Source organism: Streptomyces sp. WAC03905, assembly GCF_057371075.1.
Map to the genome: position 1 here is coordinate 5205593 of NZ_JBXYDZ010000003.1, position 16696 is coordinate 5222288.

12 protein-coding genes and 1 pseudogene are annotated in these 16696 nt (G+C 70.2%); 11 read left to right on the forward strand and 2 right to left on the reverse strand.

All coding sequences use genetic code 11. From position 1 onward, the window contains the following. The first annotated feature begins 96 nt into the window (after positions 1-96). Complete coding sequence (clpX, locus tag AC2RP6_RS26020; RefSeq protein ID WP_030649983.1) at positions 97-1383, forward strand: ATP-dependent Clp protease ATP-binding subunit ClpX; 1287 nt, start codon at positions 97-99, stop codon at positions 1381-1383. 65 nt (positions 1384-1448) lie between these two features. Here clpX and AC2RP6_RS26025 read toward each other — a convergent pair whose 3' ends face one another. Next, entirely contained in the window at positions 1449-2375 is a 927-nt protein-coding gene (locus AC2RP6_RS26025) for a hypothetical protein (RefSeq protein WP_486448382.1), read from the reverse strand. A 127-nt stretch (positions 2376-2502) separates the two neighbouring features. Between AC2RP6_RS26025 and AC2RP6_RS26030 the strand changes: the two genes are divergently transcribed. Next, positions 2503-5124 carry a valine--tRNA ligase gene (locus AC2RP6_RS26030; RefSeq protein ID WP_486448383.1) on the forward strand — a complete coding sequence of 874 codons (2622 nt, stop codon included), beginning with the start codon at positions 2503-2505 and terminating at the stop codon, positions 5122-5124. Between the two features lie 158 nt (positions 5125-5282). Continuing rightward, complete coding sequence (locus AC2RP6_RS26035) at positions 5283-6431, forward strand: sensor histidine kinase (protein ID WP_486448384.1); 1149 nt, start codon at positions 5283-5285, stop codon at positions 6429-6431. A gap of 90 nt (positions 6432-6521) precedes the next feature. Here AC2RP6_RS26035 and AC2RP6_RS26040 read toward each other — a convergent pair whose 3' ends face one another. Then, positions 6522-7571, reverse strand: coding sequence for a rod shape-determining protein (locus AC2RP6_RS26040; RefSeq protein WP_486448385.1), 1050 nt, complete (start codon positions 7569-7571; stop codon positions 6522-6524). Positions 7572-7766: 195 nt separating this feature from the next. Between AC2RP6_RS26040 and folC the strand changes: the two are divergent. From folC to rodA, 8 genes and pseudogenes are all read left to right on the forward strand, one after another. Next, positions 7767-9228 (forward strand): annotated as a pseudogene (gene folC / locus AC2RP6_RS26045) (bifunctional tetrahydrofolate synthase/dihydrofolate synthase). A 2-nt stretch (positions 9229-9230) separates the two neighbouring features. Next, complete coding sequence (locus AC2RP6_RS26050; RefSeq protein WP_486448386.1) at positions 9231-9599, forward strand: DUF4233 domain-containing protein; 369 nt, start codon at positions 9231-9233, stop codon at positions 9597-9599. Positions 9600-9747: 148 nt separating this feature from the next. After that, complete coding sequence (ndk, locus tag AC2RP6_RS26055) at positions 9748-10158, forward strand: nucleoside-diphosphate kinase (protein WP_030027161.1); 411 nt, start codon at positions 9748-9750, stop codon at positions 10156-10158. Positions 10159-10453: 295 nt separating this feature from the next. Then, entirely contained in the window at positions 10454-11473 is a 1020-nt protein-coding gene (locus AC2RP6_RS26060; RefSeq protein WP_030008578.1) for a rod shape-determining protein, read from the forward strand. A gap of 134 nt (positions 11474-11607) precedes the next feature. Beyond that, on the forward strand, positions 11608-12555 hold the full coding sequence (mreC, locus tag AC2RP6_RS26065; RefSeq protein WP_486448387.1) for a rod shape-determining protein MreC: 948 nt from the start codon (positions 11608-11610) through the stop codon (positions 12553-12555). A 13-nt stretch (positions 12556-12568) separates the two neighbouring features. Beyond that, on the forward strand, positions 12569-13276 hold the full coding sequence (gene mreD / locus AC2RP6_RS26070) for a rod shape-determining protein MreD (protein WP_486448388.1): 708 nt from the start codon (positions 12569-12571) through the stop codon (positions 13274-13276). Positions 13277-13289: 13 nt separating this feature from the next. After that, positions 13290-15461, forward strand: a complete 2172-nt coding sequence (gene mrdA / locus AC2RP6_RS26075; protein WP_486448389.1) for a penicillin-binding protein 2 — start codon at positions 13290-13292, stop codon at positions 15459-15461. Between the two features lie 15 nt (positions 15462-15476). Next, positions 15477-16676 carry a rod shape-determining protein RodA gene (gene rodA, locus AC2RP6_RS26080; RefSeq protein ID WP_486448390.1) on the forward strand — a complete coding sequence of 400 codons (1200 nt, stop codon included), beginning with the start codon at positions 15477-15479 and terminating at the stop codon, positions 16674-16676. The last annotated feature ends 20 nt before the right edge of the window (positions 16677-16696 follow it).

Genomic DNA, 16696 nt, shown 5'->3' on the forward strand with positions numbered 1-16696 from the left:
AGGGGGCCCCGCACGGGGCCCCCGGCAAGGTACCGTCGGATATGAGGCACCAGGAGCGCTGAACCAGGCGTCTCCCAGGCGAAGGGGAAGCACCTCGTGGCACGCATCGGTGACGGCGGCGATCTGCTCAAGTGCTCGTTCTGCGGAAAGAGCCAGAAGCAGGTGAAGAAGCTCATCGCAGGACCCGGTGTGTACATCTGCGACGAGTGCATCGACCTCTGCAACGAGATCATCGAAGAAGAGCTCGCGGAGACCTCCGAGGTCCGGTGGGAGGAACTCCCCAAGCCCCGTGAGATCTACGAGTTCCTGGAGAGCTACGTCGTCGGCCAGGAGCCGGCGAAGAAGGCGCTCTCGGTAGCGGTCTACAACCACTACAAGCGGGTCCAGGCCGGCGAGAACGGCGGCGCGCAGGGCCGCGAGGACGCGATCGAGCTCGCGAAGTCCAACATCCTGCTGCTGGGCCCCACCGGCTCCGGCAAGACGCTGCTGGCGCAGACGCTGGCCCGCATGCTGAACGTCCCGTTCGCCATCGCCGACGCGACGGCGCTGACGGAGGCCGGGTACGTCGGCGAGGACGTCGAGAACATCCTGCTGAAGCTGATCCAGGCCGCCGACTACGACGTCAAGAAGGCCGAGACCGGGATCATCTACATCGACGAGATCGACAAGGTCGCCCGCAAGAGCGAAAACCCGTCGATCACGCGCGACGTGAGCGGCGAGGGCGTGCAGCAGGCCCTGCTGAAGATCCTGGAGGGCACGACGGCGTCGGTGCCGCCGCAGGGCGGGCGCAAGCACCCGCACCAGGAGTTCATCCAGATCGACACGACGAACGTGCTCTTCATCGTGGGCGGCGCCTTCGCCGGCCTGGAGAAGATCATCGAGTCGCGTGCGGGTGCGAAGGGCATCGGCTTCGGGGCGACGATCCGCTCGAAGCGGGAGATCGAGGCCAGCGACCAGTTCCAGGAGGTCATGCCGGAGGACCTGGTGAAGTTCGGGATGATCCCCGAGTTCATCGGCCGTCTCCCCGTGCTGACCTCCGTGCACAACCTGGACCGCGAGGCGCTGCTGCAGATCCTGATCGAGCCGCGCAACGCGCTGGTGAAGCAGTACCAGCGGCTGTTCGAACTCGACGGTGTGGAGCTGGACTTCGAGCGCGAGGCGCTGGAGGCCATCGCGGACCAGGCGATCCTCCGCCAGACGGGCGCGCGCGGCCTGCGCGCCATCATGGAAGAGGTCCTGATGTCGGTGATGTACGAGGTCCCGTCCCGCAAGGACGTGGCCCGCGTGGTCATCACGGCGGACGTGGTCCGCTCCAACGTGAACCCGACGCTGGTCCCCCGCATCGTCCCGAAGGACCAGGGCCCGCACGAGAAGTCGGCCTAGCGGCAGGGCAGTACGCAGAAGGGGCGCCCCGATCGGGGCGCCCCTTCTGCGTGTTCCGTCGCCGGTCAGTTCTTGACGCGGGCGGTCTTGTAGAGCTTCGCCGCGAGTTCCCCGGTCTGCTCCTGGTTGTAACCCGGCTTGCCGGCGAGGATGGACGCCACGTCCGTGGCGCTGACCATGGCCAGCGTGCTGTAGTCGCCCCAGATGCAGATCGGCAGGGTGGCCTCCTTGGGCCCCTTCGTGGTCGCGTCCTTCGCGGTGAACTTGACGTCCTGGCACTTCATGACGGCGCCCTCGAAGCCGGCCGGGGTCACCGCCTTGGGGCTGCCCACGAGTTCCACATCGGACTTGCCGTCCTTGGCGCTCTCCAGCTTGGCCATGGCGAAGTAGCCGTCCACGGTCTTCTCCGGGTCGGCGATCTCGCCGTAGACGCCCGAGAAGTTGAGGCCCTTGGCGGTGAGCGGGTTCTTGGGGTCGCCCGCCTGGTAGTTCATGGAGACCTTGGTCGGGTTCTTGACGCCCGCGGCCTCGGCCTCCTGCTTGTCCTTGTCGGTGAAGGGCTTGTCCTGGTGCTTCGGGTCCTTCTTGAAGTCGTCCACCGACTCCGGGGCGACCAGTTTGTAGCCCTTGGTGTCCGCCGAGATGTTGCCGCCCGCGCCGCCGCCCAGGAGGTACCACCCGCCGCCCGCGATGACCGCCACCGCCACGACCACGCCGATGATCACGCCGGCCTTGGACTTCTTAGGGGGCTGGCCGCCGTACGGGGCCTGCTGGGGGTAGCCGTAGGCCGGGGCCGGCGGCTGCTGGGGGTAGCCCTGCGGCGGGACGCCCGGCTGCTGGGGGTAGCCGTAGCCCGGCGCCGGGGGCGCGGGCTGGCCGTAGGGGCCCGGCTGGGCGGGCTGGCCGTACGGGCCGGGCGGCGGAGGCTGTTGTCCGTACGGTCCGGGCTGCTGAGGCTGCTGTCCGTAAGGCCCCGGCTGGTTGTAGCTCATCCCGCGTCCCCCTCTGAGGTTGCTTATACGTTCCTCACATCCTGTCGGAAGCCGAAGCCCGCCAGGGCGCCGGGCCCCTCCCCAACCGGTTTCATGACTGGACTGTTACGGCCCTAAACTGGGCCCCGTGACCGAGAACACGCAGACACCCAGCAGCCCCGACTCCGAACTGCCGACCGCCTACACGCCGGCCGATGTAGAGGGGAAGCTCTACGAGCGCTGGGTAGAGCGTGGGTACTTCACCGCCGATCCCGCGAGCGAGAAGCCCCCGTACACGATCGTCATCCCGCCGCCGAACGTCACCGGCTCCCTCCACCTGGGCCACGCCTTCCAGCACACGCTGATGGACGCCCTGACCCGCCGCAAGCGCATGCAGGGCCACGAGGCGCTGTGGCTGCCCGGAATGGACCACGCCGGCATCGCCACCCAGAACAAGGTCGAGCAGCAGCTCGCCGAGGAGGGCAAGTCCCGCCACGACCTGGGCCGCGAGGCGTTCGTCGAGCGGGTCTGGCAGTGGAAGGAGGAGTACGGCGGCAAGATCCTCGGCCAGATGCGCCGCCTCGGCGACGGCGTCGACTGGTCCCGTGAGCGCTTCACCATGGACGAGGGCCTGTCCAAGGCCGTCCAGACCATCTTCAAGAAGCTCTTCGACGACGGCCTGATCTACCGCGCCGAGCGCATCATCAACTGGTGCCCCCGCTGTCTGACGGCCATCTCCGACATCGAGGTGGAGTACCAGGAGGACGCGGGCGAGCTCGTCTCCATCCGGTACGGCGAGGGCGAGGACACCCTCGTCGTCGCCACCACCCGCGCCGAGACGATGCTCGGTGACACGGCCATCGCCGTCCACCCCGACGACGAGCGCTACCGGCACCTGGTCGGCAAGCTCATCAAGCTCCCGCTGACCGACCGTTCCATCCCCGTCGTCGCGGACACGCACGTCGACCCGGAGTTCGGCACCGGCTGCGTCAAGGTGACCCCGGCGCACGACCCGAACGACTTCGCCATCGGGCAGCGCCACGACCTGCCCAACATGACGATCATGGACGAGCACGGCGTCATCACCGTCCACGGTCCCTTCCTGGGTCTGGACCGCTACGAGGCCCGTTCCGCGGTCGTCGGCGCGCTGCGCGAGCAGGGCCGGATCGTCGCCGAGAAGCGCCCGTACCTGCACTCGGTCGGGCACTGCTCGCGCTGCAGCACCACCGTCGAGCCCCGCCTGTCGCTGCAGTGGTGGGTCAAGGTGGAGACCCTCGCCAAGGCCGCCGGTGACGCGGTCCGCGACGGCCGCGTCGCCATCCACCCGGTGGAGATGGAGAAGCGCTACTTCGACTGGGTCGACAACCTCAACGACTGGTGCATCTCGCGCCAGCTGTGGTGGGGCCACCGCATCCCCGTCTGGTACGGCCCGGACGGCGAGGTCGTCTGCCTCGGCCCGGACGACGAGGCACCCACCGGTGAGGGCTGGACGCAGGACACCGACGTCCTCGACACCTGGTTCTCCTCCGGCCTGTGGCCGTTCTCCACGCTCGGCTGGCCGGAGAAGACCCCGGACCTGGCGAAGTTCTACTCCACCGACGTCCTGGTCACCGGCCACGACATCATCTTCTTCTGGGTCGCCCGGATGATGATGTTCGGCCTGTACGCCATGGACGGCGAGGTCCCGTTCAAGACCATCGCGCTGACCGGCCTGGTCCGCGACGAGCGCGGCAAGAAGATGTCGAAGTCCTTCGGCAACGTCGTCGACCCGCTGGACTGGATGGACAAGTACGGCTCCGACGCCGTCCGCTTCACCCTGGCCAAGGGCGCCAACCCCGGCACCGACGTCCCGATCGGCGAGGACTGGGTCCAGGCGTCCAGCAAGTTCGCCAACAAGATCTGGAACGCCACGCGCTTCGCCCTGATGAACGGCGCCACGATCGAGGGCGAGCTGCCCGCGGCCGAGCAGCTGTCCGCGACCGACCGCTGGATCCTCTCCCGCCTGAACAAGACGATCGCGCAGGTCGACGCGTACTACGAGGACTTCCAGTTCTCGAAGCTCAGCGAAGCGCTCTACCACTTCGCGTGGGACGAGGTCTTCGACTGGTACGTCGAGCTGTCGAAGACGACCTTCTTCGCCGGTGGCGAGCAGGCCAAGGTCTCCGCCCGGGTCCTCGGCGAGGTCCTCGACGTCATGCTGCGCCTGCTGCACCCGGTGGTCCCGTTCGTCACCGAGACCCTGTGGACCACCCTCACCGGGCGCGAGTCGCTGGTCATCGCCGACTGGCCCCGGGACAGCGGCTTCCGCGACGACGCCGCCGAGGCCGAGATCGGCAGCATCCAGACGCTGACCAAGGAGGTCCGCCGCTTCCGCAAGGAGCAGGGCCTGGACGACAAGCAGAAGGTCCCGGCCCGCCTGGACCTGACCGGCACCGTCCTGGCCGCCCACGAGGCCGCCATCCGCCAGGTGCTGCGGCTCCAGCCCGAGGGCGACTCCTTCAGCGCCACCGCGACCCTCCCGGTCGCCGGCGCCACGGTCGCGCTCGACCTGTCGGGCACCATCGACGTCGAGGCCGAGCGCAAGCGCCTGACCAAGGACCTCGGGGCGGCCGAGAAGGAGAAGGCGCAGGCCGAGGCGAAGCTGGGCAACGAGGCCTTCCTGGCCAAGGCGCCCGACAACGTCGTGGACAAGATCAAGGGCCGGCTGGCCAAGGCCGAGGCGGACATCGCCCGGATCCAGGCCCAGCTGGAGACGCTGCCCGCCGCGTAGCGCCCCGTACGTCGCCGAAGGCCCCCGCACCGTCCGCCGGTGCGGGGGCCTTCGGCGTGGGCCGCAGGGACCTCCGGCCTGTCCGAAGTGCCCTATATCACTGCGTTTTTCGGGCGGCTGGATCTCATCGGCGGCGCCGACCACGGATGATGGAGGGCATGCACGTCAAGCCCGTCGCCCCGGTGTTCCGCCGTTGGGTGACCGCCGGCCGTCGGCTGACCGGCACCTGGGCCGGGTCCCCGCGGTCCGTCGACGTGCTCACCGCGCTGGGCTGCCTCGGGCTGATGGCCCTCGACCTGCCGGGCCTCGCCGCCGCCGACAACTCGCTGAACGGACCCGCCGCGGCCGTCGTGCTCGCCCTGGGCTGCGCGACCCTGCTGGTGCGCCGCCGGCTGCCGTGGATCCCGTACCTGACCGCGCTGCTCTTCATCGGATGGCTGCACGAGCTGACCCTGATCCAGTTCGCGCTCTACTCGGTCGGCCGCTTCCGCGGTCGCCGGGCGGGGAGCCTGGCCACGCTCGGCTACATCGCCTTCGCGCTGGTGATGTTCTGGGTGCCGGGCTGGCCCGAGCCCGACGGGCAGACGCTCAGCGGCTTCCTCAGCATCGTCGTGCCCATCGGGGCCCTCGCCTCGGCGGTCGGGATCGCCGCCTACCGGCACGACCTGGTGGGGGAGCTGGCGGCCCGGCGGGCCGAGTCGGCCGTGCTCCAGGCCGTCCAGCAGGAACGCACCTCCGTCGCCCGCGACGTGCACGATTTCGTCGGACGGGAACTGACCCTGCTGACGGTGCGCTCCGAGGTGCTGTCGGTACGGGCGCGCGAGACCGCGCACGCCCGGGACTTCGAGGAACTGGCCGACACCGCGCGCCGGGCCCACCTGGTGCTCAACGAGATCATCGTGCAGCGGGGCGAGCACGCCTCGACCCCGGGTGTGGAGGGGCTGCCGGCGCTGGCGGAGGAGAGCGCGCGGGCCGGCTCGCCCGTCCGGCTGGCCATGGACGAGGGGGCCCACGGGCTGTCGCCGCTGCGGCAGGCGGCGGTCTACCGGGTGGTGCAGGAGTGCCTGACCAACGCCGCCAAGCACGCGCACGGCGAGACCATCGACGTGTCGATCGCGGCGGACGGCCCGCGGCTGCGGATCGCCGTCAGCAACGCCCTGCCGGTCCGCACCGCGGGCCGGGCGCCGGTCTCGGCGGGCTCGGGCACGGCGAGCATGGCCGAGCGCGTCCGCAGCCTCGGGGGCACCCTGACGGCGACCCGTACGGACGCCACGTACGAGGTCGTCGCCACCCTCCCGCGCGGCTAGGGGGTGTCCGGCGGATCACGGCCGGGCCCGGCCCGCCCGGACCGTCCGACCTCGACCCGCCGGGCACGTCCCGGGGCCGAACGGCCCGCCCTACCCCCGGGCCGGTGTCAGCAGCCCGTGGAGCGCGTCCAGGTCCTCCACGCAGCGGCCGGAGCCCAGCGCGACGCAGTCCAGCGGGTCGTCCGCGACGAAGACCGGGATGCCGGTCGCCGAGGCCATGCGCAGGTCGAGGCCGGGCAGCAGGGCGCCGCCGCCGGTCAGGACGATGCCGTGCTCCATCACGTCGCCCGACAGCTCCGGCGGGCACTCCTCCAGCGTGCCGCGCACCGCCGCGATGATCGCCTCCACCGGCTCGTCGAGCGCGGCCCGTACGTCCGCGGCGCCCAGCGCGAGCGTCTTCGGCATGCCGCCGACCTTCTCGCGGCCGCGCACCGTGAAGGTGAGGTCCTCCAGCTCCGGCCGGTCCGGCACCGGCCAGGCCGAGCCGATGGCCAGCTTGGCGTGCTCGGCGGTGCGCTCGCCGATGAGGAGCGCGTGCTCCTTGCGCACGTGGTCGATGATCGCCGCGTCGAGCCGGTCCCCGCCGACGCGCAGCGAACGGGAGGTGACGATGCCGCCGAGGGAGATGACGGCGACCTCGGAGGTGCCGCCGCCGATGTCCACGACCATGGAACCCCGCGGTTCCGCCACGGGCAGTCCGGCGCCGATCGCCGCGGCCATCGGCTCCTCGATCAGGTGCACGGCCTTGGCGCCGGCCCGGGTGGAGGCGTGGACGATGGCCCGCCGTTCGACCGGGGTCACCCCCGACGGTACGCAGATCACCATCCGCGTGCGGGTGCGCCGGCCGGGGACCGCCTTGCGCACGAAGTGCCGGATCATCTCTTCGGCGGCCTCGTAGTCGCAGATCACGCCGTCCTTGAGGGGGCGGATCGCGGTGATCGACCCCGGGGTGCGGCCGATGGTCTCCTTGGCGTCCGCCCCGACGGCCAGGGCGGTGGTGGTGCCCGCCCTGACGGCGACCACGGACGGCTCATTGAGGACGATCCCGTGGCCGCGTGCGTAGACGAGGGTGTTGGCGGTCCCCAGGTCGATCCCTATGTCGCGGCTGGAAGCTGTCTTGTTGGTGCTGGCCTGCGGCATTTGCTCCCCTATCTGCTGCTCGCAAGGCTTGCATAACGATCAGGTCGCTCCCGGCGCCGAAGGTCCCGAAACGGCCGGGCCGAAAGTCCTTCCGGTGGCCGTCCGTAGACTGGCCCTGTGAGTGACCAGCAGCCCGAGAGCCACGACCGCCGCGACGACGAAGACCTCCCCGGTGCCTTCGACGAGTTCGACCAGATCGTGGCGGAAGAGTCCGACCGCGACCCCGACCTGGCGGTGATCGAGGCCGGCAGCCGCACCCTGCGTGCCCATGCCGGGCCGCCCCAGGGGGACCCGGTGCCCGCCCGGCCCGTCGACCCGGAGGTCGCCGAGGCGCTGCTGGAGGTGGAGCAGGAGCTTCTCCACGCGCTGGGGCGAGACCAAGCTGGAGCCCTCGGTGTCGCGGATCGCGGCGCTGATGGACGTCCTCGGCGAGCCGCAGCGCGCGTACCCCTCCATCCACATCACCGGGACCAACGGCAAGACCAGCACGGCCCGCATGATCGAGGCCCTGCTGAACGCCTTCGAGCTGCGCACCGGCCGCTACACGAGCCCGCACGTCCAGTCGATCACCGAGCGCATCAGCCTCGACGGGGCGCCGATCGAGGCCGACCGGTTCGTGGAGACGTACCACGACATCAAGCCGTACGTGGAGATGGTCGACGCCGCCGAGGAGTTCCGGCTGTCCTTCTTCGAGGTGCTGACCGCAATGGCCTACGCGGCCTTCGCGGACGCCCCGGTGGACGTGGCCGTGGTCGAGGTCGGCATGGGCGGCAGCTGGGACGCGACCAACGTGATCGACGGCTCCGTCGCCGTGATCACCCCGATCAGCCTGGACCACACCGACCGGCTCGGCTCCACGCCCGGTGAGATCGCGGTGGAGAAGGGCGGCGTCATCAAGCAGGACGCGACCGTGATCCTGGCGCAGCAGCCGGTGGACGCGGCCCAGGTGCTGCTGAAGAAGGCCGTCGAGGTGGACGCGACGGTGGCCCGCGAGGGCATGGAGTTCGGCGTCGTCTCGCGCGAGGTCGCGGTCGGCGGGCAGCAGCTGACGCTGCGCGGTGTGGGCGGCGAGTACGACGGCATCTTCCTGCCGCTGTACGGGGCCCACATGGCGCACAACGCGGCGGTGGCGCTCGCCGCGGTCGAGGCCTTCTTCGGGGTCGGCGGGCAGCACGCCCGGGAGCTCGACGTGGACACCGTGCGGAAGGCCTTCGCGTCGGTGGCCTCGCCGGGCCGCATGGAGGTCGTGCGGCGCAGCCCGACGGTGATCCTGGACGCGGCGCACAACCCGGCCGGCGCGGCGGTCACCGCGGAGGCGGTCACCGAGGCGTTCGGCTTCAGCCGCCTGATCGGTGTCGTCGCCGCGAGCGAGGACAAGGACGTGCGGGGGGTGCTGGAGGCCTTCGAGCCGATCTTCGCCGAGGTCGTCGTCACCCAGAACTCCAGCCACCGGTCGATGGGCGCGGACGAGCTGGCGGCCGTGGCCGTCGAGGTCTTCGGCGGCGACCGGGTCCAGGTGGAACCGCGGCTGGACGACGCCCTGGAGGCGGCGATCACCCTGGCCGAGGAAGAGGCCGAGTACGGAGGGGCCGGGGTCCTGGTGACCGGTTCCGTGATCACGGTGGGCGAGGCCCGCCTGCTGCTGAAGAGGGGCTGAGGATGCGCACGCTGTGTGCGAGCACGCTGATCGGCGAGTTCTTCGTGATCGGGTTCGCGGGGCTGGTCGCCATGAAGGACCCGGACCTGACCCAGGCCACGGTCTGGACGGTGTGCGGGGTCGCCATGCTGCTGTCGGTGCTGCTGTGCGGCATGCTGTCGCGGCCGGGCGCGGTCCAGCTGGGCTGGGCCCTGCAGATCGGGCTCATCGCGAGCGGGATCGTCGTCCCGACGATGTTCTTCCTCGGCGCGGTCTTCGCCGGCCTCTGGTGGTGCTCCGTGCACTACGGCCGGAAGATCGACTCGATCAAGGAGCGCTGGGCGGCCGCGCAGGAGGCCTCGGCGGCGCCCGCGGCGACCGACACCGCCTGACGCAGGCCCGGCCGCCCGGACCCCCGGGTCTCCTTGGGCCCCGGATCTCCCCGGGCCCGGGATGCCCCCGGCCCCCGGGCGACCGGACCGCCCCGGACGGCCCTGTAGATTCGTCCCACCGCACCCGTATGCCGCAAGGAGCCGCAACATGACCCAGCGCACCCTCGTCCTGCTCAAGCCCGACGCCGTCCGTCGTGGCCTGGTCGGCGAGATCATCGGCCGCATCGAGCGGAAGGCCGGCTGGACCATCCCCGCGCTGGAGCTGCGCACGCTCGACCAGGAGACCCTGGAGGCGCACTACGGCGAGCACAAGGGCAAGCCGTTCTACGAGCCGCTGATGGGCTTCATGTCCAGCGGCCCGGTCGTGGCCCTGGTCGTCGAGGGGGAGCGCGTGATCGAGGGCGTCCGCCAGCTGGCCGGACCCACCGACCCGATCGCCGCCGCGCCCGGCTCCATCCGGGGCGACTTCGGCACCGTCACCCGGGAGAACCTGATCCACGCCTCGGACTCCGAGGAGTCGGCCGAGCGCGAGCTGAAGCTCTTCTTCCCCGCTCTCTGATCAGTCCCTCCTGACGAGACATCAGCCGAATAGCGCTCATGACCTGGGGCGACCGAAGTAATTTCGGTCGCCCCCAGGTAATTCCGGGCACGAGCGGGAACGCCTGGGCAGGACACGTCGTCACCACTAAGGGGGCGGGTATCCGATCCGGCGGGATTGCCGGAGTCCCGTCGCGCGGTGTCCGTACCCCGGCACTACGATGGGGCCTCCACCCACACACCCACCTCGCCGACCTGACAGCAGCCGCTTTCAACTGGAAGGCCAGACGCTCCTCATGGGGAACAAGGGGAACAACATGTCGTTCATCGGCCGTGACATGGCGATCGACCTCGGGACCGCCAACACGCTGGTGTACGTGAGGGGCCGGGGGATCGTCCTGAACGAGCCGTCCGTGGTCGCCATCAACACGAACACCGGTGGCATCCTGGCGGTCGGCTCCGAGGCGAAGAAGATGATCGGGCGCACGCCCGGCAACATCGTCGCCGTGAGGCCCCTCAAGGACGGCGTGATCGCCGACTTCGAGATCACCGAGCGTATGCTCCGGTACTTCATCCTCAAGATCCACAAGCGTCGCTACCTGGCGCGCCCGCGCGTCGTGGTCTGCGTTCCCTCCGGCATCACGGGAGTGGAGCGCCGCGCGGTCATCGAGGCGTCCACGCAGGCCGGCGCCCGCCAGGTGCACATCATCGAAGAGCCCATGGCCGCCGCCATCGGCTCGGGCCTGCCCGTCCACGAGGCCACCGGCAACATGGTCGTGGACATCGGCGGCGGCACCACCGAGGTCGCCGTCATCTCCCTCGGCGGAATCGTCACGGCACAGTCCATCCGGGTGGCCGGCGACGAGCTCGACAACGCGATCATCCAGCACATCAAGAAGGAGTACTCGCTCCTCCTCGGTGAGCGGACGGCCGAACAGATCAAGATCACCATCGGCTCGGCGTACGACCTCGACAAGGACGAGCACACCGAGATCCGCGGCCGGGACCTGGTCTCGGGCCTGCCCAAGACGGTCGTCATCTCGGCCGCCGAGGTCCGCAAGGCCATCGAGGAACCGGTCAACTCCATCGTCGACGCGGTCAAGACGACGCTCGACAAGTGCCCGCCGGAGCTCTCGGGCGACATCATGGACCGCGGCATCGTCCTCACCGGCGGCGGCGCCCTGCTCCGCGGCCTCGACGAGCGGCTGCGCCGGGAGACCGGCATGCCGATCCACATCGCCGAGGACCCCCTCGACTCCGTCGCGCTCGGCTCCGGCAAGTGCGTCGAGGAGTTCGAGGCCCTCCAGCAGGTCCTGGACGCTCAGCCCCGTCGCTGACCACGCCCCTCCCGGCCGGGGAGGGAGCAAGCGGAACACAAGGATCCGCCGTACGGGTGCTACCGGGCCCGTGCGGCGGATCGTTGATATACAGGCAAAAGAGAATTCCGACGAGGAAGGCACGGCCGCCGCACGTGAGGGACACACGAGAAAGCCGGCTGCTCCTGGTGCTTCTGATCGCCATCGCGTTCGCGTTGATCACGGTGGACATCAGGGCAGGCGAGGAGTCACCGGTCGACGGTGCCCGGCAGGCCGCCGCAGCGGTCTTCGGGCCGGTCGAGGAAGGTGTGGCGACCGCGGTCGATCCGGTCGCCAACGCCATAGGGGCCGTACGGGACTCCGGGGAGCGCCACAACCGCATCGCCACGCTGGAGCGCGAGAACGCGGCGCTGAAGGCCAAGCTGGGCAGCGAGGACCAGACCCGCAGCCGCATCCACGAGCTCGACGAGATGCTCAAGCGGGCCGGCGCCGGACAGTACGGCATCAAGGGCGCCGAGGTCATCGCCATAGGAGCGGCCCAGGGCTTCTCATGGACCGTCACCATCGACGCCGGCAGCAAGGACGGCATCGAGCGCGACATGACCGTCCTCAACGGCGACGGGCTCGTCGGCCGGGTCACCACCGTCGGCCCGGACACCGCGACGGTCGTCCTCGCCAACGACCCCGACTTCACCGTCGGCACGCGCCTGGAGAAGACCGGCGAACTCGGCTTCGCCACCGGCCAGGGCGACCGCGCCCTGTCCGTCCAGATGCTCAACGGCAAGGCCAAGGTCAGCCCCGGCGACCGGCTCGTCACCTTCGGTTCGCGCGGCAACAAGCCCTTCGTGCCCGGCGTCCCGATCGGTGAGGTCGTCAAGGTCGACCCCTCCCGCGGCGACCTGACCCGCACCGTCTGGGTGCGTCCGTTCGTCGGCTTCTCGCGACTCGACATCGTGGGCGTCGTCGTGATGCCGCCGCGCGAGGACCCGCGCGACGCCGTCCTGCCGCCCAAGCCCGAGGCCCCCAAGCCCACCCCGACGGTCACCGTCACGGTCACTCCGTCCGGGTCCGCCAGCCTGGCGGCCCAGCCGGCCGACGACTAGGAGCCGACCCCGCATGCGTTTCAACCGGATCCTGCTCTCGGCCACGCTCGTCGTGGTCGCCCTCGTCATCCAGGTCACCGTCCTGGGCCGGCTCCAACTGCCCGGCGCCGTACCCGACCTGCTCCTCCTCACCGTCGTCTCGCTCGCACTCGTGTACGGGCACGTCAGCGGCGCGCTCATCGGCTTCGGCGCCGGACTCCTCGCCGACCTGGCACCGCCCGCCGACCACGCGGCCGGGCGGTACGCGCTCGTCCTGTGCGTCATCGGCTACGTCGCCGGCCTGGTCCGTCCCGACGGCGGACGGTTCCGCTCCGCCTGGGGCCCGATGCTGACCGTCGTCGCCGCCGCGATCGGGTCCACCCTGCTCTACGCGGGCGTCGGCGCCCTGGTCGGCGACACCGCCGCCCGCCACGTCGGCCTCACCGGGCTGGTGTTCACCGCCACGCTCTACGACCTGCTGCTGGCGCCGTTCACCGTGCCGTGGATCATGGCGCTCGCCCGTAAGGCGGAGAACGACCCGATGGCCGTCGAGGCCGGCGGCGGCCCCGCGAACAAGGCCGCCGACGTCTCCGCCGGCTGGCTGGCGGGCGGCACCGGCCTGCGCATCGGCAGCCAGCGCGGCGGCCTGCGCCTGAAGACCGCGCGGGTCCGCGCCAACAAGGCCGTCCGTATAAAGGGCGTCAAGCCGGCCAAGGGTGTGAAGAGCGTCAAGAAACTGTGAGGGAGGAGCAGACGTGACCAACGTCCCGGAGACCGGCCGCACCTCCCGGGTGCAGATCAGGCTCGTCATCATGCAGGTCCTCGTCTTCTCGATGCTCATCACCCTCGGCGGCCGGCTCTGGTTCCTCCAGATCCGCAACGGCGCGGAGTACTACCACGAGGCGAAGAGCAACCACGTCCAGCGGGTCGTCCAGCCCGCCGTGCGCGGCTCGATCCTCGACGCCCGCGGGGTCCCCCTCGCCGACAACGAGACCCGCCTCGTCGTCTCCGCCAGCCGCACCGCGCTCATGAAGATGAAGGACAAGGGCAAGGGCGTCATGACCCGCCTCGCCGACGTCCTGGACATGACCCCCAAGGAGGTCATGGACAAGGTCCGGCTCTGCGACTCCCAGACGCCCAAGCCCTGCTGGAACGGTTCCCCCTACCAGCCCATCCCGGTCACCCTCGAAGCCACCACCCAGCAGGCGCTCCAGCTGCGCGAACGCCCGGAGGAGTTCCCCGGCATCACCGCGGAGCCCACCGCCGTCCGCCGCTACCCGGCCCCCGGCGGGGCCCGCACCTCGCAGGTCCTCGGCTACCTCTCGCCCGTCACCGACGACGAGATCCAGAAGGCCAAGGACACCGACTCCCCGCACCTGCGCTCCGACCAGGTCGGCCGCTCCGGCATCGAGCGCACCTACGACCGGCAGCTGCGCGGCAAGGCCCAGGTCACCTCCTACGAGGTCGACAACCTCGGCCGGGTCATGGGCCAGACCAAGTCCGACCCCGGAGTCGCCGGATCCACCCTCGTCACCAGCATCGACGCCCGTGTCCAAGCCGTCGCCGAGTACGAGCTCCAGCAGGCCATGAAGGTCGTCCGCAACGAGACCGACAACATCACCGGCCGCAAGTACGAGGCCGACTCGGGCGCCGTCGTCGTCATGGAGGCCAAGACCGGCCGCATCGTCGCGATGGCCTCCCAGCCCGACTACGACCCCAACGCCTGGGTCGGCGGCATCTCCGGCGCGGACTACGCCAAGCTCACCAGCAAGAGCTCGAACTACCCGCTGCTCAACCGCGCCATCCAGGGCATGGCCCCCGCCGGCTCCATCTTCAAGGTGGTCTCCGCCAGCGCCGCCGTCCGGGCCGGCTACAAGTTCAACGACAAGTACATGTGCAGCAGCTCCTACAGCCTCGGCGGCCGGAGCTTCGCGAACTTCGAGTCCCAGGGGCACGGCCCCATCACCCTCGGCGAGGCCCTGAAGTTCTCCTGCAACACCGTCTTCTACGCCCTCGGGCACAAGGAATGGCAGCGCGACGGCGGCCTCAGCCCCAAGAAGGACGCCCACGACTGGTTCTACCGCACCGCGCGTGAGTTCGGACTCGGCTCGGAGACCGGCATCGACCTGCCCAACGAGGTCAAGGGCCGCATCCCCGACCGCCAGTGGAAGCAGAGCTTCTGGGCGGCCAACAAGAACTCGTGGTGCAAGCAGGGCAAGCGCGGCGGTACCTACGTCGAGCAGATCGCCTACGAGAGCTGCCTCGAAGGCAACCAGCTCAAGGCCTACGACAGCATCAACTTCGCCATCGGCCAGGGAGACGTCCTGGTCACCCCCATCCAGATGGCGACCGCCTACTCCGCCATCAGCAACGGCGGCACCCTCTACAACCCCACCGTCGGCAAGGCCGTGATCAGCCCCGACGGCAAGCACGTCGAGATGCTCAAGCCCCAGTCGCACGGCCGGCTCCCCATCGGTGCCCAGACCATCGCGGACCTCGACCGGGGCCTGCGCATGGTCGTCGAGCCCGGCGGCACCGCCGCCTGGCGCTTCGGCGGCTGGCCCCAGGACAAGATCCCGATGCACGCGAAGACCGGTACCGCCCAGGTCTACGGCAAGCAGACCACCTCCTGGCTGGCGACCTACACCAAGGACTTCACGATCGTGATGACGATCTCCCAGGGCGGCACCGGCTCCGGCGCCTCCGGCCCCGCCGTGCGCAACCTCTACAACGCCATCTACGGTCTGACCATGGAAGGGAAGTCGGACCCGAAGAGGGCCCTGCTGCCGGCCCCGGAGGCGAAACTGCCCAGGATCAACCCCGACGGCTCCATCGAATCCCCCGAGATCCGGCCGTACGTACCGCCGTCCCCGGAGGACCCGGACCCGCCGGCACTCGCCGGGCCACCCCCGACACGGCACGACTGAGGACCCCATACCGACATGCCAACCGCCAACAAGTTCTCCGTCTCCCGGTACGCGCCCGAGCGCGGCCCGGTGGCCAGGCTCACCGCCCGCGACTCCGTGCTGCGCCGGCTCGACTGGCCGATCCTGCTCTCCTCGCTCGCCCTGTCCTTCCTCGGCGCCCTGCTCGTGTGGTCCGCGACCCGCAACAGGACCACCCTGAACCAGGGCGACCCGTACTACTTCCTCGCCCGGCACGCGCTGAACACCGGCATCGGCCTGGTGCTGATGATCGGGACCGTCTGGCTCGGCCATCGCACCCTGCGCGGAGCCGTGCCGGTCCTCTACGGCCTCTCGCTCGTGCTGATCCTCGCCGTGCTCACCCCGCTCGGCGCCACCATCAACGGCGCCCACGCGTGGATCGTGATCGGCGGCGGGTTCTCCCTCCAGCCGTCCGAGTTCGTGAAGATCACGATCATCCTGGTCATGGCGATGCTGCTCGCCACCCGCGTGGACGCCGGCGACCTCGCCCATCCGGACCACCGCACCGTCGTCAAGGCACTCTGCCTGGCCGCCGCCCCCATGGGCATCGTCATGCTGATGCCCGACCTCGGCTCCGTCATGGTCATGGTCGTCATCGTGCTCGGCGTGCTGCTCGCCTCCGGGGCCTCCAACCGCTGGGTGATCGGCCTCCTCGGCTCCGGCGTCGCCGGGGCCGTCCTGATATGGCAGCTCGGCGTCCTGGACGAGTACCAGATCAACCGCTTCGCGGCCTTCGCCAACCCCGAGCTCGACCCCGCCGGTGTCGGCTACAACACCAACCAGGCGCGCATCGCCATCGGCTCCGGCGGCCTGACCGGCTCCGGCCTGTTCAAGGGCTCGCAGACCACCGGCCAGTTCGTGCCCGAGCAGCAGACGGACTTCGTCTTCACCGTGGCCGGCGAGGAACTCGGCTTCCTCGGCGCGGGCCTGATCCTGGTGCTCCTCGGCGTCATCCTCTGGCGCGCCTGCGTGATCGCCCGGGAGACCACCGAGCTGTACGGGACGATCGTGTGCGCGGGCATCATCGCCTGGTTCGGCTTCCAGTCCTTCGAGAACATCGGCATGACCCTCGGCATCATGCCCGTGGCCGGTCTGCCGCTGCCGTTCGTGTCCTACGGAGGCTCGTCGATGTTCGCCGTGTGGATAGCGGTCGGACTCCTCCAGTCGATCAAGGTGCAACGGCCATTGTCAGCCTGATGTTCCGTTCATTCTGCAGA

Bases quoted from the DNA above. Each gene is read 5' to 3' on its own strand.
- AC2RP6_RS26060 (WP_030008578.1), top strand. From the start codon at position 10,454: ATGTCGTTCATCGGCCGTGACATGGCGATCGACCTCGGGACCGCCAAC.
- AC2RP6_RS26025 (WP_486448382.1), bottom strand. From the start codon at position 2,375: ATGAGCTACAACCAGCCGGGGCCTTACGGACAGCAGCCTCAGCAGCCC.
- AC2RP6_RS26050 (WP_486448386.1), top strand. From the start codon at position 9,231: ATGCGCACGCTGTGTGCGAGCACGCTGATCGGCGAGTTCTTCGTGATC.
- ndk (WP_030027161.1), top strand. From the start codon at position 9,748: ATGACCCAGCGCACCCTCGTCCTGCTCAAGCCCGACGCCGTCCGTCGT.
- AC2RP6_RS26040 (WP_486448385.1), bottom strand. From the start codon at position 7,571: ATGCCGCAGGCCAGCACCAACAAGACAGCTTCCAGCCGCGACATAGGG.
- AC2RP6_RS26035 (WP_486448384.1), top strand. From the start codon at position 5,283: ATGCACGTCAAGCCCGTCGCCCCGGTGTTCCGCCGTTGGGTGACCGCC.
- rodA (WP_486448390.1), top strand. From the start codon at position 15,477: ATGCCAACCGCCAACAAGTTCTCCGTCTCCCGGTACGCGCCCGAGCGC.
- mreD (WP_486448388.1), top strand. From the start codon at position 12,569: ATGCGTTTCAACCGGATCCTGCTCTCGGCCACGCTCGTCGTGGTCGCC.